General features: G+C 57.7%; 27 protein-coding genes. 7 read left to right on the top strand and 20 right to left on the bottom strand.

Annotated elements, in window-relative coordinates; all coding sequences use genetic code 11:
• Positions 1 to 1,197, bottom strand: coding sequence for an efflux RND transporter periplasmic adaptor subunit (locus Q8N04_18460; protein ID MDP3092664.1), 1,197 nt, complete (start codon positions 1,195 to 1,197; stop codon positions 1 to 3).
• A gap of 194 nt (positions 1,198 to 1,391) precedes the next feature.
• Between Q8N04_18460 and Q8N04_18455 the strand changes: the two genes are divergently transcribed.
• A complete protein-coding gene (locus Q8N04_18455) occupies positions 1,392 to 2,261 on the top strand; it encodes a lysophospholipid acyltransferase family protein (protein ID MDP3092663.1) in 870 nt (289 codons plus the stop codon).
• Positions 2,262 to 2,278: 17 nt separating this feature from the next.
• On the opposite strand, the gene Q8N04_18450 is transcribed toward Q8N04_18455, so the two are convergent.
• The 9 genes from Q8N04_18450 to smpB all read right to left on the bottom strand — a co-directional run bounded on the left by Q8N04_18450 (position 2,279) and on the right by smpB (position 8,348).
• Positions 2,279 to 2,515 (bottom strand): CDGSH iron-sulfur domain-containing protein, encoded by a 237-nt coding sequence (locus Q8N04_18450; protein ID MDP3092662.1) that lies wholly within the window; start codon positions 2,513 to 2,515, stop codon positions 2,279 to 2,281.
• A 21-nt stretch (positions 2,516 to 2,536) separates the two neighbouring features.
• On the bottom strand, positions 2,537 to 2,983 hold the full coding sequence (locus Q8N04_18445; protein ID MDP3092661.1) for a VOC family protein: 447 nt from the start codon (positions 2,981 to 2,983) through the stop codon (positions 2,537 to 2,539).
• A 55-nt stretch (positions 2,984 to 3,038) separates the two neighbouring features.
• Entirely contained in the window at positions 3,039 to 4,145 is a 1,107-nt protein-coding gene (locus Q8N04_18440) for an NAD(P)H-dependent oxidoreductase (protein ID MDP3092660.1), read from the bottom strand.
• 94 nt (positions 4,146 to 4,239) lie between these two features.
• Entirely contained in the window at positions 4,240 to 4,674 is a 435-nt protein-coding gene (locus tag Q8N04_18435) for a VOC family protein (GenBank protein MDP3092659.1), read from the bottom strand.
• Complete coding sequence (locus tag Q8N04_18430; GenBank protein MDP3092658.1) at positions 4,674 to 5,324, bottom strand: DsbA family oxidoreductase; 651 nt, start codon at positions 5,322 to 5,324, stop codon at positions 4,674 to 4,676. The genes Q8N04_18435 and Q8N04_18430 overlap by 1 nt, the downstream gene beginning before the upstream one ends.
• A gap of 138 nt (positions 5,325 to 5,462) precedes the next feature.
• Entirely contained in the window at positions 5,463 to 6,350 is an 888-nt protein-coding gene (locus Q8N04_18425) for a pirin family protein (GenBank protein MDP3092657.1), read from the bottom strand.
• A 15-nt stretch (positions 6,351 to 6,365) separates the two neighbouring features.
• Positions 6,366 to 7,223, bottom strand: coding sequence for an NAD(P)H-binding protein (locus Q8N04_18420; protein MDP3092656.1), 858 nt, complete (start codon positions 7,221 to 7,223; stop codon positions 6,366 to 6,368).
• A gap of 23 nt (positions 7,224 to 7,246) precedes the next feature.
• The gene (locus Q8N04_18415) at positions 7,247 to 7,690 is read right to left on the bottom strand and encodes a DoxX family protein (GenBank protein MDP3092655.1); all 444 of its coding nucleotides are present in this window, start codon (positions 7,688 to 7,690) and stop codon (positions 7,247 to 7,249) included.
• A gap of 184 nt (positions 7,691 to 7,874) precedes the next feature.
• Positions 7,875 to 8,348: an SsrA-binding protein SmpB gene (smpB, locus tag Q8N04_18410; protein ID MDP3092654.1), complete on the bottom strand. Its 474-nt coding sequence runs from the start codon at positions 8,346 to 8,348 to the stop codon at positions 7,875 to 7,877.
• A 58-nt stretch (positions 8,349 to 8,406) separates the two neighbouring features.
• On the opposite strand from smpB, the gene Q8N04_18405 reads away from it, so the two are divergent.
• Positions 8,407 to 8,913, top strand: coding sequence for a DUF721 domain-containing protein (locus Q8N04_18405; GenBank protein MDP3092653.1), 507 nt, complete (start codon positions 8,407 to 8,409; stop codon positions 8,911 to 8,913).
• On the opposite strand, the gene Q8N04_18400 is transcribed toward Q8N04_18405, so the two are convergent.
• From Q8N04_18400 to hisS, 9 genes are all read right to left on the bottom strand, one after another.
• Positions 8,837 to 9,451: a hypothetical protein gene (locus Q8N04_18400; GenBank protein MDP3092652.1), complete on the bottom strand. Its 615-nt coding sequence runs from the start codon at positions 9,449 to 9,451 to the stop codon at positions 8,837 to 8,839. The genes Q8N04_18405 and Q8N04_18400 overlap by 77 nt on opposite strands.
• A 32-nt stretch (positions 9,452 to 9,483) precedes the next feature.
• Positions 9,484 to 11,952, bottom strand: a complete 2,469-nt coding sequence (gene gyrA, locus Q8N04_18395) for a DNA gyrase subunit A (GenBank protein ID MDP3092651.1) — start codon at positions 11,950 to 11,952, stop codon at positions 9,484 to 9,486.
• Positions 11,953 to 11,993: 41 nt separating this feature from the next.
• Positions 11,994 to 14,459: a DNA topoisomerase (ATP-hydrolyzing) subunit B gene (gyrB, locus tag Q8N04_18390; GenBank protein ID MDP3092650.1), complete on the bottom strand. Its 2,466-nt coding sequence runs from the start codon at positions 14,457 to 14,459 to the stop codon at positions 11,994 to 11,996.
• A 96-nt stretch (positions 14,460 to 14,555) separates the two neighbouring features.
• Entirely contained in the window at positions 14,556 to 15,680 is a 1,125-nt protein-coding gene (gene dnaN, locus Q8N04_18385) for a DNA polymerase III subunit beta (protein MDP3092649.1), read from the bottom strand.
• A 27-nt stretch (positions 15,681 to 15,707) separates the two neighbouring features.
• Positions 15,708 to 17,048: a chromosomal replication initiator protein DnaA gene (dnaA, locus tag Q8N04_18380; GenBank protein ID MDP3092648.1), complete on the bottom strand. Its 1,341-nt coding sequence runs from the start codon at positions 17,046 to 17,048 to the stop codon at positions 15,708 to 15,710.
• A 338-nt stretch (positions 17,049 to 17,386) separates the two neighbouring features.
• Positions 17,387 to 17,620 carry a hypothetical protein gene (locus tag Q8N04_18375; protein ID MDP3092647.1) on the bottom strand — a complete coding sequence of 78 codons (234 nt, stop codon included), beginning with the start codon at positions 17,618 to 17,620 and terminating at the stop codon, positions 17,387 to 17,389.
• A 22-nt stretch (positions 17,621 to 17,642) separates the two neighbouring features.
• On the bottom strand, positions 17,643 to 17,984 hold the full coding sequence (locus tag Q8N04_18370; protein ID MDP3092646.1) for a hypothetical protein: 342 nt from the start codon (positions 17,982 to 17,984) through the stop codon (positions 17,643 to 17,645).
• A gap of 21 nt (positions 17,985 to 18,005) precedes the next feature.
• On the bottom strand, positions 18,006 to 18,326 hold the full coding sequence (locus tag Q8N04_18365) for a DsrE family protein (GenBank protein ID MDP3092645.1): 321 nt from the start codon (positions 18,324 to 18,326) through the stop codon (positions 18,006 to 18,008).
• A gap of 107 nt (positions 18,327 to 18,433) precedes the next feature.
• Positions 18,434 to 19,696: a histidine--tRNA ligase gene (gene hisS, locus Q8N04_18360; GenBank protein ID MDP3092644.1), complete on the bottom strand. Its 1,263-nt coding sequence runs from the start codon at positions 19,694 to 19,696 to the stop codon at positions 18,434 to 18,436.
• Between the two features lie 144 nt (positions 19,697 to 19,840).
• Between hisS and Q8N04_18355 the strand changes: the two genes are divergently transcribed.
• The 5 genes from Q8N04_18355 to Q8N04_18335 all read left to right on the top strand — a co-directional run bounded on the left by Q8N04_18355 (position 19,841) and on the right by Q8N04_18335 (position 24,188).
• The gene (locus Q8N04_18355) at positions 19,841 to 21,328 is read left to right on the top strand and encodes an FAD-dependent thymidylate synthase (protein ID MDP3092643.1); all 1,488 of its coding nucleotides are present in this window, start codon (positions 19,841 to 19,843) and stop codon (positions 21,326 to 21,328) included.
• A 13-nt stretch (positions 21,329 to 21,341) separates the two neighbouring features.
• Positions 21,342 to 22,379, top strand: coding sequence for a tetratricopeptide repeat protein (locus Q8N04_18350; GenBank protein MDP3092642.1), 1,038 nt, complete (start codon positions 21,342 to 21,344; stop codon positions 22,377 to 22,379).
• A gap of 380 nt (positions 22,380 to 22,759) precedes the next feature.
• On the top strand, positions 22,760 to 23,299 hold the full coding sequence (locus tag Q8N04_18345) for a hypothetical protein (GenBank protein MDP3092641.1): 540 nt from the start codon (positions 22,760 to 22,762) through the stop codon (positions 23,297 to 23,299).
• A 260-nt stretch (positions 23,300 to 23,559) separates the two neighbouring features.
• Positions 23,560 to 23,799, top strand: a complete 240-nt coding sequence (locus Q8N04_18340) for a hypothetical protein (protein ID MDP3092640.1) — start codon at positions 23,560 to 23,562, stop codon at positions 23,797 to 23,799.
• Complete coding sequence (locus Q8N04_18335) at positions 23,796 to 24,188, top strand: putative toxin-antitoxin system toxin component, PIN family (protein MDP3092639.1); 393 nt, start codon at positions 23,796 to 23,798, stop codon at positions 24,186 to 24,188. Before Q8N04_18340 ends, Q8N04_18335 begins: the two co-directional genes overlap by 4 nt.
• 292 nt (positions 24,189 to 24,480) lie before the next feature.
• Here the strand turns inward: Q8N04_18335 and Q8N04_18330 are convergent, their stop codons facing one another.
• The gene (locus Q8N04_18330) at positions 24,481 to 24,750 is read right to left on the bottom strand and encodes a hypothetical protein (GenBank protein MDP3092638.1); all 270 of its coding nucleotides are present in this window, start codon (positions 24,748 to 24,750) and stop codon (positions 24,481 to 24,483) included.
• Positions 24,751 to 25,117: the final 367 nt, after the last annotated feature.

Raw genomic sequence — 25,117 nt, 5'->3', positions numbered from 1 at the left:
TTATCCTTGTTTGGGAGTGGAGGGAACAGGATCCGCCACCGGCACCGCCGTCGACTTCCACGGAACTGCCTTTACGGGCGCGCCGGGTCCGATCGTCATCAGGCCGTTGACCACGACACGGTCTCCGGCCTTCAACCCGCCATCGATCATCCATTGATCGCCTTTCCACGTGGAGGCGACAACGTCGCGAATCTGCACCTTTTCCTCGGGACCCACCACATAGACGAAGGGCCCTTGCGGACCTTGCAGCACGGCTCGTTGCGGGATCAGGATGGCATCCGTCTTCGTGTCTCCCGTAAAGCGGACCTTCACGAACTGGCCCGGCAGCAAGGTGCGGTCCGGATTAGGAAATGTGATCCGGGTCTGGCGGGAACCGGTCTCGCTTCGCAACCCTGGCTCGAGCAGATCCAACACGCCCTCATGGGGATAGGCCGTGTCATCCATCATCGTAAGGCGGCCCCGCAGTTGATACACGCCCGGATGGTGAATCTTCTTGGACTCGATGTCGCGCCGCCGCTTCAAGATGAAATTCTCCGGCACATTCACCACCACGAACATCGGATCGACGCGATGGACCACCGTCAACAAATCGGTTTGCGCCGACACCAGCCGTCCTTCGTAGTAGCGGCTCCGTTCGATCAGTCCGCTGATGGGCGCCGTAATGAGCGTGTTGTCCAAATCGAACTGCGACTTGATGAGATCCGCCTTGGCGCCTTGAAGGGCGGCTTTCGCCGAGAGCTCCTGCGCCACGGCATCGTCGACATCTTTCTGGCTGACGGCTTGTTCGGCAAGCAGCGGTTTCACCCGCTCCAGATCCTGTTTCGCCTGCACCAGCTTGGCCTCTGCCTGAGCGATCTTGGCCTTTGCACTGGCGGCCGCCGCCTGGAACGGCACCGGATCGATCTGATACAGCCGGCTCCCTTTTTTGACGTCCCGACCTTCAGGGTAGAGCACCGCTTTGAGCAAGCCGGTAACCTGAGAGCGGATCTCGACCGGGCGGGAAGCTTCCGCCTGGCCGATGAATTCCGGTTCATCGGGAATGGTTTGTGTCATCACGGTGATGACCTCGACCTGGGCCACCGGCGGCGCCGGCGCTGAACCGGCGTCCTGCTTGCAGCCGGAAACCATGATCCACGATGAGATAACCGCCAGGACGATGAATCGGACAAATATGGGTGATGGAGCAGAAACATTCATATTGAAGGTCCCCTACCTACAGAGTCGCTGGGAGTCAGTCTACCCGTTCCCTCTCCTGTTTCTCTACCACCTCAATGCCGTAGGCCGGCATGCGATCTTTACGATTGCGGAAGCCCTTAGACTCACCTATTCTTGGCCCTCAGGCAATCGGCCCGCTTTACCAAGACCGTGCGAGGAGTAGGTGCGCTCCTAAGATGAAAAAAGCCTTTGAGTATGCGCTTGTGCGCTTTGCCGACCTGCTCTTTCATGTTCTGCCACGCTCCTGGGCCATTGGATTAGGCGAACAGCTCAGTGTCGGCGTTTCACATGTCATCACGAAGCGGCGCGACCTCGTGCTGCGCAATCTGGCTCTGGCCTTCCCGGAAAAATCTGACCGTGAACGTGCACAGATTGCTCGGGCAGTCTGGCGCAACCTCGGCAGGCTCGCCGTCGAATTTTCCCGCGTGTCCAACTTTACCGACGGTTCCATCGACCGTTTGGTCGAGGTCGAGGGACGGGAGTACGTCGATGCCGCCATCAAGGAAGGCAAGGGCATCGTCGGCCTGACCGCCCATTTCACGAACTGGGAACTCACCGGCGCACTGGTGCAGCGCGTCTTCGGAAACATGACGGTCATCGCCCGCCCGGTCCACAACGCTTCGGTCGATCGTTGGGTCTATGAAAAGCGCACCGCCAGCGGGTTGAATATCATCCTCCCGAAAGACGCCGTGAAGGCCTCACTTAAATGTCTCAAGAACAAGGGCATCATCGGCATATTGATCGACCAGAGCTTGTCGAGCGGCGGCGTCTTCGTCGACTTCTTCGGCCGCCCTGCCTCCTCGACGACGCTGCCGGCACTGTTGCACATCCGCACCGGCGCGCCAGTCATGTTTGCCTATCTCGTCCGAAACGGGGAGCGCTTTCGCCTCGTGTTTGAGCCCGTGGTCTTTCCACCGGTCGAAGATCCCGCTGCACGGATCCAGATCTACACGCAGGTCATGACCACGCAATTCGAACAAGTGATCCGTCGCTATCCAGAAAGCTGGCTCTGGCTGCACAATCGCTGGAAACGACAACCCGAATAGAAGACGGCCCGACGGCATCAGAGCGCCTTGTGCGACCCATCGCAGAACGGCGGCTTCTTCGTGTGCTTACACTGGCACAACGCCACCTGCTTCTTCTCAGTCGTCGTAAACTCCAGCGGCGTGAATTCGGTGCCCTTGTGCGACCCGTCGCAAAACGGTTGGTTCGTCGAGCGCCCGCACTGGCACCAATAATACGTGCCCGGTTCCAACGACAAGACCGCCGGTTGCTTCGCAGCGATGACTGGCTCTTCCATGCGCTCACCCTCCTCGTGAAATTATAAATAGAGCGGCTTGATCGGGGACACAACCGCTCCCGGATCGTTCTTCCACACAGACTCATCCACGTCGACATACACTTCGACTTCGTTTCCATCGGGATCGCGCAGATACAAACTCTGGCTGACCGTGTGATCGCTCATGCCGTCGATCGTCACGCCGGCTTCTTCCAGTTCCTGCTTCGCCACGCGCAACTCATCCAGGCTATCTCCCACCTTGATACCGATGTGATAGAGACCTCGACGCCGGCCTGTGGCAGGACCGGGCGCATCGCCCACCTGAATCAACAGCAGCTCATGATGGGTTCGCCCGGAAGACAGTGCTGCGGCAGCACCGTTAAAAATCCTCCCGACCTCCTTGAAACCCAACAGGTCGCGATAGAAAGCGAGCGACCGCTGCAAATCCTTCACGTAGAACACGACATGGCCAAGATAGTGCGCTTTCATTCCTGCACCCCACAGACAGGAGATACGATTTGTACATTCTGCTTCTGTTAATGACCTACCCGGTCGGCTCACTATCGAGCTGATGGGCCTTCCTCCCGCCGCGGGCAAGCGGATGTTCAGGAAGCTGACCGCCGATCATGAGCTTCGCCAAATCCACCGCGCGTACAACGAGTTCTTGCGCCCCTTTCCGAAGTGCCTGGCTGCTCTGTACCTCTTTGACATTCCGTTCCATGTCCTCGGCACTCCAGCCCCTCGAATGCGCGATAAACGGAAACTGCGGGAACTGGCAGCCGACTTCGGCAAAAAACGTCATGAGCTGTCCGGCTACGCCTTGGACATTATCTTGGCCGCCCATGATGATGAATGCCGCCACTTTGTTTTTGAGCAGGTGTTTATTCGCGATAGTTTCCTGATTCTGGATACAGTTCATCCGCTCGACCATCTTGTAGTAGAGGCTACTGGCGTTGCCCCAGCGGATTGGGGTTGAAATGAGAATGACATCGGCCCAATGCACGATCGCTTCGTACACACGATCGAGCTGGTCCGTCGGATCCATCTGCGTGATCGAGCAGGGCCAGGTACAGGCCTGGGCCGATTTGGAATAGAATCCTTCACAGGAACGAAAGTTCAATTCGCTGAGCTTGATACATTGCGTCTCCAGCGTTAGCGCATTCCGAGCATGGTCCAGCGCGACCTCTAACATCGCATCGGATGTGCTGTACCGTGGATGCTCCGTTGTCATGGCCGTCGTCGAGATCCCCACGACACGGATCGGGCCGGCCTGGCGCACCACCGGGCGTGCGAGCGGATGAGGCTCGTGCTTCTGCTTCTTTCGTTTCGTCGCCGACGACACATCGATGAAGAGCCGGCCGTTCTCCACTTTAGTCGCATAGGCCGGAACCTGATCCTGTTCGTAGCCCGGTTCTCCCTGACCGTTCTGGCGATGAAATTTCCAGTAGTGCCAGGGACAGACGACATAGTCGCCGTCGAGGGTGCCTTCACCCAACGGACCACCGACATGATTGCAAATTCCTGAGATGGCCGAAAACGCGCCGTCTTTATACGTCAGTGCGATGTTCGTCTTCCCGCAAGAGACGCCTTGTAACGGCCTCTTCCTCAGCTCTTCGACGCTGCCAATATCTGTCCATTGTGTGTCCGGCATAACAGGCTCCCTCGTGGTGAGGTCTCATGAGTGACTGTGCCCTAACGGATATGACCTCATAGATCCGTCAGCCGCTGTTGTAAATTGGCTGTGCTCATGACCTCTTCTCTTTGTTCGATTTGCCGGTGAATGTAATCCCGGCCTTCTGTACTTCCTGATAGGGGAGGAGCCACACGAGCGATTCGTCGCTCAGGTCGCCGACTTGAAAGCGGTTTCCCCAGGGATCGCGAAAATCGCACCGCAAGTCGGACGCTGGCTTCAGTTTGTACTTGTTGAGCAGCTTCTTCCGCACGTCCTTGATCTGTTGCTCGTCCCGAACCATGAGGCCGAAATGCTTCATGCGATCCGGCTGCAACGTGTCCACTTCGAAGATCGCCATGAACTGATGTTCGCCCAGCTTGCACCAGGCCGCGCCTTCACCGCCTCGGAGCATCTTCAGACCGAATACATCCGAATAAAACTTCACCGCCTTCTTCACATCGGTCACTTCAATCACGATGTGGTTGCATCCATAGACTTGTACCGCCATCACACACCTGCCTTTCGTTCAGCGCGGTCCGCCGGCAGCCGCTTCAAAGCCAACACAAAGGTGTCCACCGGTTGTGCTCCCGAGATTGCATAGGTTCCATCGAGGATGAAATAGGGGACGCCGCGAATGCCGAGCTTGTGGCCAGTCGCTTCTTCCGCCTTCACCTCTGCTATACCTTCATCGCTCTGGAGAAACCGTTCCACGATTTCTCTGTGTAATCCGGCTTGCGTGGCAAGTTGGACAAGCGTGGCGATCGATCCGATATCCGCTCCGTCCTCGAAGTAACCACGGAACAGCGAATCGACAACCGCGTCCTGGCATCCTTCCCGTTCGGCAAACCAAATCAGTCGATGCGCCAGGAAGGTATTCGGGGTCCGCGCGATCTTTTCAAACGCAAACAGAATTCGCTCCGACGCTCCGGCCGCCAGCACATGTTCTTCCATCTGCCGGAATGCATCCAAGCTTCCGAACTTGGCTTCGAGATAGGCCGTTCGATCCATCCCGTCCTTCGGCATCGTCGGATTCAACTGGAACGGTCGCCAGGCTATTCGTGCGTCTCCGCCGAACTCCGTTAGCGCTCGTTCCAGTCGCCGTTTCCCGACATAGCACCAGGGACAGACGACGTCGGAGTAGATGTCGATGTGCATCATGCATTCCTTTACTACTCTATCCCGCAGGATGCTCAAAAAGGCCGTTCAGCAAGGCCGCAGCCGACGGAAGCACCGGAGGCGTAGCCCCTGGCTACGTTGAGGATGCTTTCGAGGCGAGAACGACGCTGGCGGGATTTTTCAGCGTCCTGCCAAATGTCCCATCTTGCCGGCCTGATAGTCCCGCGCAGCCTGAACCAGTTCCTCTCGCGTATTCATGACGAACGGACCATAGCGGGCGATCGGTTCATCGATTGGTGTGCCGCTCATGACCAGCAGCCGGCTGTCCGCCCTCGCATCGATCGTGATTTGCGAGCCGTTCCGCTCACAGACGATGAGTTCGGCTTCACCGGCTTCGCGGGACCCATTCACCGAGGCACGGCCCTGCAACACAAAGATCGAGATGTTGTCCCCATCAGGCACCGTCAACGATGCACGACCTCCCGCTTTCACCTGCACGTCATACAATTGAATCGCCGTGAACGTGCGCGCCGGGCCTTTCTGTCCGAGAAACGATCCGGCGATTACTCGCAACGTCCCGCGACCATCCAGATCAACGACCGGAATATCCGCGTTCAGAATCGTCTGGTAGCCCGGCGCCGACATTTTCGACGCGCGCGGCAGATTCACCCACAACTGAATGGCATGGAGCGTGCCGCCCTTCTTCGCAAAGGCCTTCTCGTGAAACTCCTCATGGACGATGCCGGATGCCGCCGTCATCCATTGCACATCGCCGGGACCAATGACGCCGCCGCTGCCGGTCGAGTCACGATGCGCCAGCACACCTTCATACACAATCGTCACCGTTTCAAATCCCCGATGCGGATGTTCTCCCACGCCGCGCGGATAGTCCGTGGGCGGGAAGTACTGCGGCCCCGCATAGTCGAGCATGAGAAACGGATCGACCGCTCGATCGAGGTCGTTGCTCGGAAATACATTCCTCACAGGAAATCCATCGCCGACCATGTGCGCAGATCCGGGCTGATAGACACCGAGTACAGATTTTGTGGTTGTCGTGTCTGTGGCCATGATGCCCTCCTTTTCTTACGCCATCCCTCGCAACGCGTCGGTAAGCGTCACCCTGCCCCGAATAAGCTGTTCAGGACGTTCATACCCAATCGCACCCTTGGCGAATGATGCGTACATCTCTTCGAATAAGGTGGCCGCTTCCGTAGAGAAGCCGAACGACGTGAACGTCGGCACCACCGCACTGAGCGGCGCATGTTGCGTCGACACCGGCTTGCCGAGAATCAGGCCCAAGGCCGCAGCGGCCTCCTCAGGACTGTACTCCTCCGGCCCCGCGAGCTCGACAACCTGTTTGCCCTGGCCGCCCGCGATCAAACGTTCAGCCCCCACACGACCGATATCCCTGGTTGAGATCATAGGAACCTTGGCTGTCGGCGCAATGAATGTCGGCAATACACCCTGACCCTTCGCCATACCGATTCCCGGCGCCCAGTTCTCCATGAAAGAGCAGGGACGCAAGACCGTCATGTTCTTGGCGACAACCCCCAATACCTGTTCCCCATAACGAACGGCCCGGATCGGCCCCGTGCCTTCCGCAATATGGCCGCCGACAGATGACAGAAATACGACATGCGACACCCCGCTGGCTTTCACCGCTTCTGCGGCCTGATCCATGCGTTGCCGTTGTTCAGCCAGCCAAGCCGTCGCGCCGTAGTTCGGCGGAACCAGCAGATAGACGCCGGTCGCACCTGTCAGGGCTTTGGTCATCGCGGGGACATCCTCCAGCGACGCAACGGCGACGTCTGCGCCCTTCGCTTTCCACGCGGCTCCTTTGTCCGCTGAACGCACGACGACCCGCACCGGCTGCTTGCGCGCCAGTAAGGTCTCCGCGACTACCGCTCCCGTATGTCCTGTAGCACCCAGTACGACAAACATTGTGCTCTCCTTTCGCGTTTGTGTCAGAACCGCTCCGCCAGCTTCCCGTCAACCGACCATTTCCCACCGCCGGTGACCAGTAACGCCGCCGCAATGCCGATCACTAAGAGATGATACTCGTATCCTTCACCCTGTTGCTGCCCGAACCAGTTCATAAAAAACCCGTGGGGAAGATGGGCCATCGTGACAGCACCGAGCATGATCACGATGAGAGACCCGGCGCTGAACCTCGTCAGGAATCCACTTACCAGACCGAGACTGCCGAAGAACTCTCCGATAATGACCAAGAGGGCGATGATCCAGGGCAAACCCAGCTTCTGGGTAAAGAACCCCATGGTGCCGTCGAACCCGAATCCGCCATACCAGCCGAGCAGCTTCTGCGCCCCGTGCGGGAACATCACCAACCCCAGCGTGAGCCGCAAGATCGCTCCGGTCCATCCGTCATCCGTTTGAAAGAACGCTTTCATAAAGCACCCCCATGGTGAGTTCGCTGCCCTATCGCCCCTGAAAGATAGTTCTAACTAGAACTAAAGTCAAGTCGCAAAATTACCCCTGCCGTTAAGGCCCATTACTCACACTAAATCGAATGCTTATGATCGATGGAAATGGCTCTGCATGCGCCGTGAGCCGTGGGGAATCGAGGGCGACAATCTACTTCCGGTCTTTGATGGCCCGTTCGACCTCGCGTCCGGCTTCGCGCGTCTTGATGGTTTCTCGCCGGTCGTAGAGCTTCTTCCCTTTTGCCAATCCAAGTTCCAGCTTCGCACGACCTCGGTCGTTGAAGTACAGGCGGAGAGGGATGAGCGTCAGCCCTTTCTGTTGCGTCTTGCCGAGCAGCTTGTTGATCTCTTTCTTGTGCAGGAGCAGCTTCCGCACCCGCATCGGATCGTGATTCATCATATTGCCATGACTATAGGGGCTGATATGGCAATGGTGCAGAAAGACCTCTCCGTCGCGCACCGACGCATAGCTGTCCAGCAGATTCACGCGTCCGTCCCGAAGAGACTTGACCTCGGTGCCTAACAGCACAATCCCGACTTCGAACTTCTCTTCGATGAAATAGTCGTGATACGCCTTCCGGTTCGTGACGACGGCTTTGTACTGATCCTCTTTTTCTTTCGACATATCGCTCTGACTCGGTCGATGCCTTGACCCTCTTCGCGCTCCAAGCCTAAGATGGCCTATGGTGAGCTCCGGTCCTCTCGTCTCGTTCGGTACGATCCTCTCCAGTGTGGCCAAACAACTCGGTTTGGAAACGCGGCTCATCGAGGTACGCATCCAGCAACAGTGGCCGGCCCTCGTCGGAGAACCGATCGGCTCGCATACCTGGCCCGTCCAGATCCGCTTCCACAAACTCTATCTGCTCGTCGAAAATTCCGTGTGGCTCCAGCAACTGACGTTCCTTAAGCCCGCCCTCTTAGCCAAACTAAATGCCGAGGCCGGATCGGAGCTTCTGACGGACATTGTGCTGCGCGTAGGGGAGATTCCTTCGCAGCAACCGGAGCCCGCTCCGGCGGCTCCGACCCCTCAAAACACCGGTGCGTCCGACCAAGAGCTGGCCGAGTTCGCAGCCCATGCCTCTGCCATTCAGGACCCCGGTATCCGCCAGCGCTTTAGAGAGGTGATATCGAATTATCCTTCTCTGGCGATTCCGCTTCCACCGGAAGGGGATCCGTCACGCGTCCCTTGAACAGCACGCGCGTGGCCGCCGAGAGCTCGCCCGCCTTGGGCAGAGGGCCGACGCCACCTTCCTCCTCCTCATCGTGCAGTCGATAATATCCGCGAACGGACTGCTCGAACTCTTTGGCGATCGTGGCGTCGCCGGCCACATATTTCGCGAGCATCTCGGGATCGGTCCACCCGTCATCATCGAACACATACACGAGCATACGCCGGTACCGGCTGCCGGCATCGTCCGGCGTCGTGGGCCGGATCTTCATAGAGCCGAAATCGTGGGTCTGGTGCCCCACCTTTCGAAACCGGTTCAACAAGGTCTCGATCTGCTGGTCGGTGGTTCCCGGAGGCACATGCGTCGCGACAAGATGGCCACGTTGCGATCCGACGCTATAGGGAGGAATCGACCGGTCCGGGCGACTGAGATACATGCCGCCCCAAATGAGCGCGAACGACCCGACGAAGACCGCGAGCGCCAGTTTCACGACCGTATCCAACGGCTTTTTGGCCTTGGGACCGGCAGGGGGCGTTGAGAAAGGTGCCTGCTCGTGCATGAAAGACTTGTGCGGCGAGACAGGCCGCTGGGCTAGGCCTCCGGTTGATCCTCGGGGACCACCTCTACCACTTCTGCCAACCGGGCCACCCCTATGACGCGATCATCATCGCCGTCGAGGTCCAGCACCCGTACACCTTGGGTATTCCGGCCGACTTCACGAATGTCGTCGACTTTACAGCGCAGCAACTTGCCCTTCGCCGCCATCAACATGATTTCGTCGCCTTCGCGCACCTGGAGGAAGCCGACCGCCAAGCCGTTCCGCTCCGTGGTCTTGACGCTGATGATGCCTTTTCCGCCGCGACCTTGGACTCGGTAATCATTCACCGGCGTGCGCTTCCCATACCCGCCTTCCGTGACAGTCAAAATCGCCGTCGTCGAATCGGGAGTAATCGTTTCCATCCCGATCACTTCGTCGCCTGGTTCCAGCGTAATACCCTTGACGCCGTGGGCGGTCCGGCCCATCGACCGGACATCTTCTTCTTTAAAGCGGATCGTGATGCCTTGCTTCGTACCCAGCAGCATTTCGCGCGACCCGTCCGTCACATGCACCGCAATGAGTTTATCGCCTTGATCCAGCGACAGGGCAATGATGCCTCCCTGGCGCGGATTGCTGTAGGCCGACAGTTCCGTCTTCTTGATTACGCCCTGCTTCGTCGCCATGACGACAAAGCGATCGTCGCGATACTCCTTCACGGGCATCGTGGCCGTCACTTTTTCATCTTTCGACAGCGCCAGCAAATTCACCAGCGCCTTGCCTTTGGCGCCGCGGCTGGCTTCGGGAATCTCGTGCACCTTGAGCCAGAACACTTTCCCGGCATCGGTAAAGAAGAGCAGAGAGTCGTGCGTCGACGCCGTAAACAGCGTCTCGACGAAGTCTTCGTCTTTGATCCCCATCCCGATCTTGCCTTTTCCGCCCCGGCGCTGGGCGCGGTAGAGCGAGACGGCATTCCGTTTGATGTAGCCGGTATGGGAGATCGTGACGACGACTTCTTCTTCGGCGATCAGATCTTCGAGGCTGATTTCCGCTTCTTCTTTGACGATCTGAGTCCGCCGCTCGTCTTTATAGGCCTCGCGGACTTCCGCGAGTTCGTCCTGGATGATCTTCCGCACCAGGGCCGGGCTCGCCAGAATGGACTTCAGATACTCGATCTGCTTCAGCACGTCTTTGTATTCCTCGATCAACTTCTGGCGCTCCAGCTGCGTGAGGCGCTGCAGCCGCATTTCCAGAATGGCGGAGGCCTGAATCTCGCTCAACCCGAATTGACTCATCAATCCCGCGCGGGCTTCGTCGGGCGACTGGGCGCGGCGAATGAGCGCAATCACCGCATCCAGATTGTCGAGGGCAATCTTCAGCCCTTCGAGAATATGGGCGCGCTCCTCGGCCTTCCGGAGTTCGAACGCGGTCCGGCGCACAATCACTTCGCGCCGGTGATCCAGGAAATGGGACAGAATCTGTTTGAGGTTCAGCACTTCCGGACGGTTATTGACCAGCGCGAGCATGATCACGCCGAAGGTCGTTTCCAACTGCGTGTGCTTGAACAAATTGTTCAGCACGATCAGCGGGATTTCGCCCCGCTTGAGTTCAATGACGACACGCACCCCTTCGCGGTCCGACGATTCATCCCGCAGGTCGGCAATACCCTTGATTCGTTCGTCCTGCACCAGCTCGGCAATCTTCTCGATGAGTTTGGCCTTGTTGACCTGGTATGGCACCTCCGTAACGATCAGCCGTTCACGGTCGGTCCGCTCATCCGACTCCACGTTGACCTTGGCGCGCACCTTCAGCAGCCCGCGGCCGGTCTCGTACGCATCCTTGATCCCGCTCATCCCATAGATAAATCCTGCGGTGGGGAAGTCGGGGCCGGGAATCTTCTTCATCAGTTGAGCGATGGTCACATCGGGATTCTCGATCAAGAGCAGCAGCCCGTCGATGACTTCGCCCAGATTATGCGTGGGAATGTTGGTCGCGTAGCCGACCGCAATCCCGCCGGCCCCGTTGATCAGCAGATTCGGGACTCGCGTCGGAAGCACAAGCGGTTCTTGCAAGGACTCATCGTAGTTGGGGCCGAAATCGACCGTCTCCTTGTCGATATCGGCGAGTAGCTCTTCGGCGAGCTTCGTCATGCGCGCTTCGGTGTACCGCATGGCGGCGGCGGAATCGCCGTCCATCGACCCGTAGTTCCCCTGGCCGTCGACCAGCGGATAGCGCATGTTGAAGTCCTGCGCCATGCGAACCAGCGTGTCGTAGATCGCCGAGTCGCCATGGGGATGATAGTTGCCCATGATCTCGCCGACGATCTTGGCCGACTTGCGATAGGCGCGATTGTGGGCCAGGCCCATTTCGTTCATGCCGAAGAGAATCCGGCGATGGACCGGCTTGAGCCCGTCGCGCACGTCCGGAAGCGCCCGCCCTACGATCACGCTCATGGCGTAGTCGAGGTACGACGACTTCATTTCATCTTCGATCGCTATATAACCGAGCCGTTCATCTGCGGGCATTCAGAACTCCTCGTAACAAATGACGCGAATGCGTCACATCACTACACATCTAAATTTCTGACTTCGAGCGCGTGCGCCTGAATGAAATTACGGCGAGGCTCGACCTCGTCGCCCATCAAGATCGTAAAGATTTCATCGACGCCGGGCACATCTTCCAGCTTCACTTTGAGCAGGGTCCTGGTCTCCGGATTCATCGTGGTCTCCCACAACTGCGACGGATTCATTTCCCCCAGACCTTTGTACCGCTGAATGCCCAACCCCTGCTTGCCGATCTCAATGATCGTCTTCACCAGGTCGGCTGTGCCGGAGAACTGCTGCTCCTGCCCCTTCGCTTTCAGCTTGTAGGGCGCGCGTCCCAGCCCGATGGTGGAGGGCGCCAGTTTCTGGAGTTCGCGGAAATCGGCCGACCCGACGACTTCGTGCGTCAGATTCATGCTGAGCACGATGCCGTTGCTCGTGATCCGGCAGATCACTTTGTTGGATTGGTGCTCCTCGTCCTCGACGATGGTCAGCTCCGCGGTCGCCTTGGGATAGATGGCTTCCAACACCCGCTTGGCATTGGCCACCACCGTCCTGAGCGCCGCCTGATCCTTGAGCAGTTCGCGATCCAGGCCGGGCTCGTCCACGAAGGCCCGAAGGATATTGGCTTCATGATGCTTCTTGTTCAGGCGAGACAGAAACGTTTCAAAGGCGACCAGCTTTTTCAGCACCGGCAGGAGCCGGCGGCCCGTGATGTACCCCTGAGTGTTTTCCACATAGACCTCGACCTCCTCGACGGCGAGATCGGCCAGGTGCTCGTTCAGGAGCCCTTCGTCCTTCAAATACTTTTCCGACTTGCCCTTCTTCACTTTGAAGAGCGGCGGCTGGGCGATGTAGATATACCCGCGCTCCAGCAGCTCCGGCATCTGGCGGAAGAAGAACGTCAGCAACAGGGTCCGGATATGGCTTCCGTCGACGTCGGCGTCGGTCATGAGAATAATCTTGTGATAGCGCGCCTTGGCGATGTCGAACGAATCTTTCTCGGGCTTGTCGCCTTCTTCCCGTCGGCGACCGATGCCGGTGCCGAGCGCCATGATCAAGGTGCGGATTTCGTCGCTGGAGAGCATCTTGTCGAACCGGGCTTTTTCCACGTTGAGGATTTTGCCCTTGAGCGGGAGGATGGCCTGGTACTTCCGGTCGCGGCCCTGCTTGGCGGAACCGCCGGCCGAATCTCCCTCGACGATGTAGAGCTCGCTCAGCGCCGGATCTTTCTCCGCGCAGTCCGCCAGCTTGCCGGGCAACGAGCCTCCGTCGAGCGCGCTCTTCCGGCGAATCAGCTCCTTGGCCTTGCGGGCGGCTTCGCGCGCCCTGGCCGCATCGATGGCCTTGCCGATGATCTTTTTGGCGACCGCCGGATTCTCCTCGAAGTAGGTGCCGAGCGCCTCGTTGACCGCCGCTTCGACGATGCCCTTCACTTCGCTATTGCCGAGCTTGGCCTTCGTCTGCCCTTCGAACTGCGGATTGCGCACCTTCACGCTGACGACCGCCGTCAACCCTTCACGCACGTCGTCGCCGCTCAAGGATTCGGTCTCTTTCTTGAGCAGATCGTTGGCGTTCGCGTAGCTGTTGATCGTGCGCGTCAGCGCCGCCTTGAAGCCGACGAGATGCGTCCCGCCTTCTTTCGTATTGATGTTGTTGGCGAAAGAAAACAGATTTTCCGCATAGCTGTCGTTGTATTGCAGCGCCAGCTCCAGGATCATGTCGGGCTTTTCGACATTGACATAGATCGGCTTATGGATCGGCGTCTTGGCTTCGTTGAGATGCTCGACGAAGGAGACGATGCCGCCCTTGTACTTGAAAATCTGTTCTTTTTCTTTGTGCTCATCCTTCAGCGAGATCTCCAGGCCCTTATTCAAAAAGGCCAGTTCGCGCAGCCGTTGCGCGAGAATGTCGAAGCTGAATTCAAGCGTCTCGAAGATTTGTCCGTCCGGCTTGAAGGTGACCTGAGTGCCGCGCCGCTTGGTCTTGCCGGTCATCTGGAGCGGGGCATCGGGTTTGCCGCGCTGATACCGTTGTGTAAACACCTGACCGTCCTGCCAGATTTCCAACTCCAGCCATTCGGAGAGCGCGTTGACCACGGAGATGCCGACGCCGTGCAGACCGCCCGAAACGGTGTACGCGCCCTGCTCGAACTTTCCGCCGGCATGGAGCACGGTCAAAGCCACCTCGGCCGCGGATTTCTTCTGCGTGGAGTGCATGCCGGTCGGAATGCCCCGGCCGTTGTCGACCACGGTGACACTCCCGTCGATGTGAATCGTGACCTCGATCGTCTCCCCGAATCCCGCCATGTGCTCGTCGACGCTGTTGTCGACGACTTCATAGACGAGGTGGTGAAGGCCGTCGACGCCGGTGCTGCCGATGTACATCGCCGGGCGTTTCCGCACGGCATCGAGACCTTCGAGGACTTTGATCTGGTCGGCGTTGTAACTGTCTGACTTGGGCTTGCTGATTGACTCGTTCGTGGCCATCCGTCTCCTACGCTACAGTGACAAGTGACAGGTGATGTGTGACAGGTGAGAAAAGAGTCGTTATCTCGTCACCGATCACTGGTCACCCATCACGGATTAGATTTTAATCGGCATCACGACACACTTGAACCCAGGATTCTCGGCTTCCTGAATCAAGCAGGGGCTGAGCGGCGTGTCCATCTGCAACGTGATGGTTTCGCTGTCCATCACACTGAAGACGTCCAGGAGATACCGGGCGTTGAATCCGGTCTGCAGCGCCTCACCGTCATAGGTCGCCGGCAACTCCTCGGTCGCTTCTCCGTAGTCCGGGTTGCTCGAAAACAGGACCATATGGCCCGGCGCAAAAGAGAGTTTCACGGCGTTCGCCTTGTCCTTCGACAGGACCGACACGCGCCGCAGCGCGCTTTCCAATTCGAGGCGGTTCACACTGATTTTCTTGCCGCCCTCTTTGGGGATGACTTGCTGATAGTTGGGATAGTTCCCTTCCATCAAGCGCGAGGTCATAAGCAGGCCGCTTTTCCGGAAGATCATGAGGTTCTTGGTAAACCCGATCAGCGGTTCGCCTTCGCCCCCCTCTTCCAACAGCCGCCGCATTTCCTGCGCCGCTTTCTTCGGAACAATGGCTTTAATTTCCTGAGGCCCACCCTTGCCGGCTTTGCCCACTTCCTGTTCCGTCACGGCCAGACGATGGCCGTCGGTGCCTACAAGCCGGAGCGAGGTCTTCTTGTCCGTGACAACCAGGGTCACGAGCAGGCCGTTCAGGATATAGCGCGCATCATTGTCCCCCGCGGCAAACAACGTTTTCCGGATCAGTTCCAACAGCCCGGCGCCGGAGAGCGGAATCAAGCCCTCGCGATCGATCACCGGCAGGGCAGGGTACTCGGAACTGGGCAGCCCGACGATCTTGAACTGGCTCTTGCCCGATTGAATCGTCGTCCAATTGTTGTCGCCCGAGGTCAACTCGATCTCGCCGGCCTTCAACTCCTTGATGATTTCATACAGCTTGCGCGCCGAGACGGTCACACCGCCCGGTTGCAGCACCGTGGCCTTATAAAGTCCGCGCATGCCGATTTCCAGGTCTGTCGCGACAATCTCAACGCCGTCCTGTTTGGCTTCCAGCAGAATGTTGGAGAGAATCGGCATGGTGTTCCGTTTCTCCACCACGCCTTGCACACGCTGGAGACCCGTCAACAGTTCATCGCGCCCGATGCGTACCTTCATAGTATCTTCTCCCTCAACAGGACGACCTCAACCCCGTAGGATCTGTTCCTTCAGTTTTTCCAACGTCGTCTGCATGGCCGGATCCGCGTCCTTCGCCTTCGCCACCTGGCGGCAGGCATGGATAATCGTCGTATGGTCCTTGCCGCCGAAATGCCGGCCGATCTCCGGATACGAGGCATCGGTCAGTTCGCGGCAGAGATACATGGCGATCTGCCGCGGATGGACCAGCGTCTTGCTTCGACGGCGGGACTTCAGCTCGTTGATCTTCACGTGAAACTGGGTGCAGACCACATCCTGGATATCTTCCATCGCCACGATCTTCTTCTTGTCGCCGATGAGATCGCGCAGGACCGTCTTGGCCATCTCCAGCGTAATCTTCTGCCCCGTGAGCGACGCAAAGGCTCCCAATCGCACCAGGCTGCCTTCGAGCTCACGAATATTGCTCTTCAGCGTGGTCGAAAGATACTGGATCACATCCTCGGGCAGCTGGATCCCCTCGTCCTCGGACTTCTTCCGCAAGATGGCGATCCGCGTTTCAACATCGGGTGGCTGCAGGTCGGCGATGAGCCCCCATTCGAAGCGGGACCGGAGCCGCTCTTCGATATCCGGCATGTCTTTCGGAAACCGGTCGCTGGAGAGGACGATCTGTTTGTGTCCTTCGTACAACGCATTGAACGTATGAAAGAACTCTTCCTGCGTCCGCTCTTTGCCGGCCAAAAACTGGATGTCGTCGATCATCAGCATGTCGATATGCCGATAGCGCTTCCGCAAGTCCATCATCTTGTCGTAGCGGATCGAGTTGATGACCTCGTTGGTGAATTGCTCGGTCGTCAGATAGGCGATCCGGAGATCGGTTCGTTCCGCCACATGATTGCCGATCGCATTCAGCAAGTGCGTCTTTCCAAGCCCCACCCCCCCATAGATAAAGAGGGGGTTGTACGCTTTCCCCGGCTGTTCAGCAACCGCCATACAGGCGGCATGCGCGAACTGGTTCCCGGCGCCGACGACAAAATTCTTAAAAATGTACTTGGGGTTGAGCTGAATCCCCCGCCGCGGCTTAGGCTGGGTGACGGTCTTGGCAGCCGTCGCGACCGCAGCCTGATCCTGCTGCTTGGCCGATTTCTGATCGACCAGGAAAGAGACGGCGACATCTCCACCTCCACGCGCAGCCGAGACCGCTTCGGCGAGAAGCGGACCATAGTGGGTGCCCAGCCAATCGCCAAAGAACTTATTCGGAACACCAATATGGGCTGTCGAGTCCTCAATCCGATCCAGGTGCACCGGAGTGAACCAGGTGTCGTACACCTGCTTCGGTACCTTCCCTTGGATAAAGTGAAGCGCCTCTTGCCAAACCGTGTCGATACTCATAACCCTTTAAAATTCCTATACACAGGCTTATACACACCTGTGGACAACCTGGCATCCCTCTTCAAAATTCCGAGTAATTTCTCACCTGAAAGGAATCGCTGATTACCACGTACCCCCGTATATTGTCGAGTTGGATTTTCCTTATCCACTTCTACACACACCCTATACCACCCAACTCAGGCGGTTCATCCAGAGGAAATCCACAAACTCATCAGACAGGAGTCTGTCTCTATTGTTCTATCTTTCCAACAACGTACGAGCTATTCCCACTATTCTTCTTACTACTACGACTCCGACTACTCCTACGAGTTTCTTATCTTGGTAAAGATAATAAGAAGTCAGAGCAGGATAACCTTCGTATGGGCAAATACCAAATCCAAGAGATCTTGGTCCGCTACCTTGACGGAAGTTAAAGAGTCGTTTCGACCGTCTTTCCGCACATGCTCGGCAAAACTGGTAGAAGAAGCAGGCAATCCTTCTTCCAGAAGGACATATCCGGACTCCTGAGAGGTGAAAAGACTGGATTCGATCCCCGTTACAGGCTCGCGGAGAAGATACAGACAGGCTGCCACAGAGTTCCCCTTACAGTGAAGATCAAAACACCAGAGTTCGATCGACGTCCGTCAAAAAGTGTCGAATAGAGTCAGCCGTCTGATATTGGACAGCAAACTGACTTTGTATCAACGATCGATCGGCATCCGATTGCACGATAAATGGCATCTCAAGATGTTCAATTGACGGGAGATACTTTTCTAGAATCTCCATATCAACCACATCGTCGAGATCATCTGAAAGCAGTCGAACTGCCTCATTGAGAAGTACCACAGTTGTGTCATGGGTCCCGGCGACAAGTCCGAGCGCAATACGCAGGGCTTCCACTGGCCGGTGGGTTTGACGGGGATCTTCTCTGATCACCACAGCAATTTTCTTCGCCATCGTCTAGTAGAGACCTTTAAATCAGGTGAAGGCTAAAAATTGATCGCAGGCATCGATAATCCCGGAGAGGACAACCAGTCCGCATAACGAGATCTTGGAATGGATCTCATCGGTCGAGACATGATGCTGTTGGCATCCGTAGGCGCAGGCAAAGAGCTTCACACCATCCGTGGCCAGTTCCTGATACCGGGAGTCGGAAATATTCTTCACCCCTTCATCGATGAGGTACAAATACACCTCAGTCTTGCGCTCAAGAGCCGCGCGTGACAGACGATAGACCGTCTCCACGCTTCTATGTGTCGGAGGGACTGAAAGAAGCAGTCCGAGCTTCTTTGAATTCATAGGTAATTCACAGATATTTATATTAAATAATCAACGACTTATAATAATTATCCAGAGGGTGAGCCTACGAATTTTTGAAGGGAAAGTCAACCGCAAAAACTGGTGAATTAGGAGGTCAGAACTCGTGCGGAAAGAGCGGCGACAATCGTTGGAAGAGGAAGATCTTGTTGATCTTTCGTTTCCATATTTCTGAGAATGGCTGAACCTTTATCGAGTTCGTCATCACCGAGAATAAGGGTATAGCGACAAGTAAAACGATCCGCCTGGCGGAGGTGAGCTTTCAAGGTCGCTGAACGGAAATCCGTCACCGCTCGAATACCGGCCAGACGGAGGTCTTGGAGAATCTTCAATCCTTCAAGGGCGGCACGGTCGCCGAAAGCCGCCACATAGACCGTCTTATCTCCGACAGAGGGCGGAGTAACGGTTTCCGGCAGCATCATAGAGATACGCTCAATACCCACCGCAAAGCCGACAGCCGGCGTCTTAGGGCCATCCAAAGTCTCGACCAGACCATCATAGCGCCCACCAGCGCCGACCGCGTTCTGAGCCCCTAAACTGGTGGTCGTGACCTCAAACGTCGTCAGGCAGTAATAATCCAATCCCCTGACCAGTCGATGATTCAGCTGATAGGGAATGCCGATCGCCTGAAGCCCCTCCAGCACCTTCGTAAAATAGGTGGTGGCCGGTTCCGCCATCGAGCCGGCAAGTGTCGGCGCAGCATCTGTGGCGGTTCGACAGGCCGGCACCTTGCAGTCCAGCACGCGCAACGGATTCGTCTCAATGCGCCGGACGCAATTGGCGCAGAGCTGGCTTTCCCGTTGGCGGAGATAGGCCACCAGAACCGGTCGATAGGCCTCCCGGTCGCTCGTGTACCCGAGATTATTGATTTCCAGGGTGAGCGCGGGGAGTTGCAGATCGGAAAGCAACTGCCAGAGCAAGGCGATCGTTTCAACATCCGCCCGCGGATCGGCCATGCCGAAGGATTCCACGCCGAACTGGTGAAATTGCCGCAAACGCCCGGCTTGCGGCCGCTCGTGGCGGAACATCGGCCCGAGGTAGCAATATTTCTGGGGGAGCGGATCGGCCGCGCGATTATGTTCGATGTAGGCCCGGACCGTTCCGGCCGTTCCTTCGGGGCGCAAGGTCAGCGACGTGCCGTCCCGGTCCTGAAACGTATACATTTCTTTTTCGACGATGTCCGTCGACGCCCCGATACTGCGGGCAAAGAGCGTCGTCACTTCGAAAATAGGCACACGGATTTCGTGAAAGCCGAAAGTCGAGGCCCAGAACCGCGCTTTTTCTTCAATGAGGCGCCAGCGCGGGGTCTCTTCCGGAAGCAGATCTTTGACGCCCTTGATGCCTTTGATCATCGTCGATCCTCACCATACGCAAAACGTCGGGACTATAGCGGCGCATTCCGAGCCAAGTCAACGGAGCGGCCTTGCGCCTCAGACAGTCGGGGGGTATAGTTCGGCCCTCGTGATTGCCAGCAGCCTCGTGAGGTCTTCAGCTCGATGAGTCAGGATCAATCCAGCCGGCGCGTGATCGCCGTGGCGCCCATGCCGCCGGAAAAATCCGCCTATGCCCTGGCGCGGTACAGCCGCTCGCCCGACTCCATCGAGAGCAGCATCAAGTGGGTCCACGGCCACTCGTCGGAAAAATTCTGGGACCAGTTTTATTTCGATTACGGCCATGCGTCGATCGCCGACCTGGGCCACGTCATCATCTGTTTTGAAAACATTTCCGAACTCGCCGCCATCCGTCTCGAAGACGAACCGTTGTGGGACGGGCAGGCGAAATCAAGCCGCTATCAAAATTTTGCCTCGGGCAGCTGGTATATCCCGGACTCCCTGCGCGGGACGGAGACCGAAGGCACCTACGAAGGGATCTTGCGGAGCCTGTCCGAAGTCTATCGTCTCCTGCATCCGCAGCTGACCCAGTTTCTCACCGAGCGCGAACCGCGCCCCGAATCGATGAAGCCGGCCGATTACCAACGCACGATTGCTGCGCGGGCGTTCGACGTCACGCGCTATCTCCTGCCGTTGGCGGCGAAGACCAACGTCGGGCAGGTCGTGAGCATCAGGACGTTGGAAAAGCAGATCACGCGCCTGCTCTCTTCGCAATTGCCGGAGCTGCGCCTCATTGCCGACGACCTCAAGGATGCCTGCCAGCGCGCCCCCATGAACGTCTGGGGCGAGTTGAGCGGCCAGGCTGCGGGCATGACCGAGCCGATGGCTCCGACTCTCGCGCGCCATGCCAAGCCGAACGACTATCAATCGTCGGTGTATCAGGAGCTGGGCCGGTACGCGAAAGGGGCGCTCAAGGGATCGGGCCTGGATCAACCGTCAACGTGGGGCGAACAGGAATCAGTCGAGCTGATCGAAGGCCACGACCCGATCGATGAAATCGTCACGACGTTACTGTATCGCGCGACGCACGCGCCTTATCGCAAGATCCTCGCCGTCGTCCGCGACTGGACCGACAAGCAGAAGCAGGACGTGATCGACGTCGGCATGAGTGCACGGGGTCCCTACGACGAACTGATCAAGGAATTCCGCAGCGGCTACGCCTTCACCTTCGACATTCTGATGGACATCGGCGGCTGGCGCGACATGCACCGGCATCGGCGCTGCCAGCAGATCCAGCAGAACTTCACGACGATCCACGGCTACGACGTGCCGCCGCCGTTGGTGCAGGCGGGCCTGGATTCAGAATACCGGCAGGCCATGGATGCCGTCCGCATCGACATCGAACAGCTCAAGAAGACCAGCGCTGAAGGGTCGCTCTATGCCATCCCCTTCGGGTTCAAAGTCCGCTGCCTCTTCAAGATGGACTATGCCGAGGCCGAATACATTGCCAAGCTTCGTTCCGGCGTGAAGGGCCACTGGTCCTATCGCACCGTCGCCTGGCTGATGAAACAGAAGCTGGCCGCGCGGTATCCCATGCTCGGAGACCGTATCCAGGCCACATCCCCCGATATCGAAGACACCTTGACCAGATAGATTCCGATACGCCATGCCCGATCATCAAACACCATGTGAAACAGCGCTCCTCGCCGGGCAATGGGACGTCGCCGAGCAAGAGGCCCTGGCCTGGGCCCGCCATTTTCCGGCGGGAGTCGAAAAAGATCCCCGCCCGCATTTTGCGATGAACGCCGTGCATCTTGTACGCGGACAGTTTGCCGAGGCCTGGCAGGCGCATGCGCGCTGTCTGCACGAAGCCGATGACATTGCCGAGGTCAAGCGGTGGGTCGAAGCCTTCGTCGGGCGGCAGCAGGAGAATGCCCACGCCCATCTAATCATGGGCCTGTTCCTCGCCCAGTCCGGCGAGTCGGAACAATCCATGAAGTCCTACAAAGAGGCGGCGAAGCTCGCCCCTGAGTCCGCCTACCCGCATTACTTTCTCGCGCAGATCCACGAGCGGGCGAATCACCTCGAAATGGCGATCAAAGAATATCGCGAAGCCGTGCGGCTCGCGCCGGACTATGCCCCGGCCCGCACGAATCTCGGCGTGGCCTATCAGGAGCAGGGCCGGCTCGAAATGGCCATTCCGCAATATCGCGAAGTCATCAAGCTCAATCCAGAAGATCATATCGCCCACGCCAATCTCGCCTGCGCCCTGGCGGAACAAGGCAAGATGGAACCGGCCGTGCAGTCGTATAAGACAGCGTTGAAACTGAATCCGAAAGACGCTGAAGTCCACTTCGCGTTGGGCGGGTTGTATGAAACGCGCGGGCGGTTGGATTTGGCCGAACGGTCTTATCGTGATGCGCAGGAGGCCAATCCCGAATTCGGTTCGGCGCATTCGGCGCTCGGCTGGCTCGCGCTCAGAAAGCGGCAGTTCCAGGACGCGCAGGAATTATTCAGCCGCGCATTGAAGTGCAACGATGAAGACCCCCGGGCCTATCACGGCATCGCCGAGCTCTACGCCATCCGCGGCAAGCGCCAGAGCGCGATGGAAAACTACACCAAGGCCGTGAAGCACTACCGCGACCCAGAAATGCGCAACGCGATCATGAATCAGCTGTTCCAAGAAGGCCAGGTTCCGGATTAGCAGGACGCTGAAAAAGTCCGTCAGCTGCGTTCTCACATCGTTCAGATCCTCAACGTAGCCCAGAGGCTACGCCTCCGGTCCTCACTCGCTGCGGCCTTGCTGAACGGCCTTTTTGAGCATCCTGCGGTACTGAACAGCACTTCCCCTTGCTCGCAGAGGCCCCACGATGAAACGGTGGTCCCTCGATGTGCGCAGTCAAAGAAAGAGGCCTCAGACCCTCTTTGTGTTGGGGGGGATGGATAATTCGATGACCACACGTAAGTTTTCAGTCTGTCCTGACGTCTTACGCTGGTCAGTACACTCAGTAGTTAGGCCTATCCAGGTGAATGATGCGAGACCGCTGGTACGCCGATAACCGAGACCTAATCAAGTGGGGCATCTTGCTTCAACTTGCTGGGAGATTTGAGGCGCCGCGCATTTTGCAGTTGGCGTTCTACCGTCCTAGTGAGTTTGGCCAGCTCATCATCGATGGTCAGGCGCACAACATCCCCGAGGAAGTCATCGCCCACTTTCGTAATCTGCGAACGATCGGCAGTATCAGCTCCGAGATTCGCGTAACCGTCTTTGATCCCGTCTTCGAGGACAGGTCTACGCATCTGCTAGCAGTTCTTGCGTTGCTGCCAGCATTCGGGCGAGAGCGGTGCATCGTCTTTCTAGATCCCGACACAGGTCTTGAACCCCAGAACCCAAGTCTGGATCACGTCCTCAATGACGAGGCAGGAACAATTTGGACCAACATGAAGAGTGGCGACGTATTTGCCTTTTACCAACACCAAACAAATCGGGCCGGTCAGCCCTGGATCGAGCCGAAGCGAAGCCAACTAGCCGAGGCACTGCAGGTTCAACACGATGTAATCAAGATAGCTCAGGCTCCCGACATCGCCAATGATGTGGTCTTCTTCTTTATCCAGAAGGCCTAACAAGCGGTTGTAGCGCACAACGCTGTGTGTGTCGCCGCTGAAGGGAATTTTCAGCAGTCGACTAGGGCAGTCCGAGTGAGCGCATGAAACTTTCAACGGTCGTGGTGTAGTCGCTGGGAAGACCCAGCTCTTTGTTGATCTCACCGTGCTTCATGTCCACCGGCATTACCACGACTCGCCCGCCCAATTTGACGGCTTTGGACGCGGGTAGACGAGGTTGGACCTGCGTGCTAGGATTCAGACTTCAAGGGGGAGTGACGATGGCTACCACGGCGAAAAGACAACTGGCCATTCCTGCCGCGCTGTCGAAAGAGTTGGATCAACTCGCTCGGCGTGAAGGGAAAAGTCAGCTCGCGGTCCTGCAGGATCTCGTCTCAGATAACAAACATAAGCGGCTTGAGCAGGAATTCAAAGCGATCCAAGGCTATTGGAGTAAAAAAGCGAAAGCCAAAGGCATTCTCACCGCTCGCGATCTCCAGCGCTACCTCACGAAACCGTGAAGGTCGTTTTCGACACCAACATCTACGTTTCGGCCTTCGTCTTTCCCGGGTCTTCGGCCGGTCGCGCGATACAGCGCATCTTCGACGGCCACGATACGTTGCTGATCTCCAAGCCCATCCTCGACGAACTCCTCACCATCCTGGCGCGCAAGTTCAGCCGTGATGCCGATGCCTTAAGTCGTACGGCTTTGTTTCTGACGGAAGTCGCCGAGCTTGTTCAGCCGAGTGAACGAGTCAGCGTATTTGATGACGATCCGGATAATCGAATTCTCGAGTGTGCAATTGCCGGACAGGCCAACGCTATTGTGACCGGCGATAAGGCGATGCTGGCGGTCGAGATATCTCACGGCGTCCGCATCCTCTCACTAAGTAAGTACTTGCATAGCTGAGAAACGGACTTGGTCCAGAAACATCATCAGAAAAGCGTCTTTAGCTGGGTGGCAGTGTGATTTGAAAGCAAGGCAGCTTGCGGTTGCTCAAACAGGTGATCAACGAGGCCGCAGGCGAGAAGGCACCGGACGCGTAACGGTCATCACCCGCCCACCCCGAGCTGGGGGAACAGCTCTATTCCCGGGTGGGGTACGTTGAGGATTTTTCGAGACGAGAACGAAACTCGGGGAACGATGCGTCTTGGCGCATCGGGGGTTGGGCGGGTGAGAAGGTCGACTGTTCAGTAGCCGATTAAAGTTCGCGGATGGCGCCCTGAAGAACCGTGATCTGGGTCACCGGATCGCCGGAGGATTTCAGTTCGGTGCGGATCTGGTCTTTGAGGTATGAGGAGTAGCCGACGCGGTCGACGAGGAGATCGAGGAAGCGTTCGGCGGGCAGCAGGCTCTGGGTCCGGAGTTCTTCGACTGTGTCGTCGCTGACCGGAATATAGGTGCTTCCGATGTGGAAGACCACGTTGTAGTAACGACCTTTGCCGATGCGTTCGAAGCGTAAGCCCTTCATTGCCGTTTCCCTTCCCTCATGCGAGGGGCCCATTCTAGACAAGTCAGAGCGCGGAAGACAAGGGCGGCTCAGCAGGTTGTTGAGAAAGTCTGCCAGCGGCGTTCTCGCGGCGCTCAGAGGCTCTACGTGCTGAGAGCCTACTTGTGGCGAAGTACCTATCCGCTCGCATGTGATCGAAGCGAGCGGGTCAAGCAAAGCTTGGTATGTACCTCCTCGTCTCTTCGCTCGCTGCGGCCTTGCCCGCGGATCGGCGCGTCTTGGCGCGCCGGGGTTGGGCGGGTGAGAACCGACAACCTTTCTGAACAACCTGCGAATGCCGGTGAAAGAGTCTGTGGGCATATTCGAGGGTCACGGTATTGCCGTGAGA

This window comes from Nitrospira sp. (genome assembly GCA_030692565.1).
GTDB lineage: Bacteria > Nitrospirota > Nitrospiria > Nitrospirales > Nitrospiraceae > Nitrospira_D.
The sequence above is the reverse complement of the archived record's forward strand: the minus strand, read 5'-3'. Positions and strand labels throughout refer to the sequence as shown.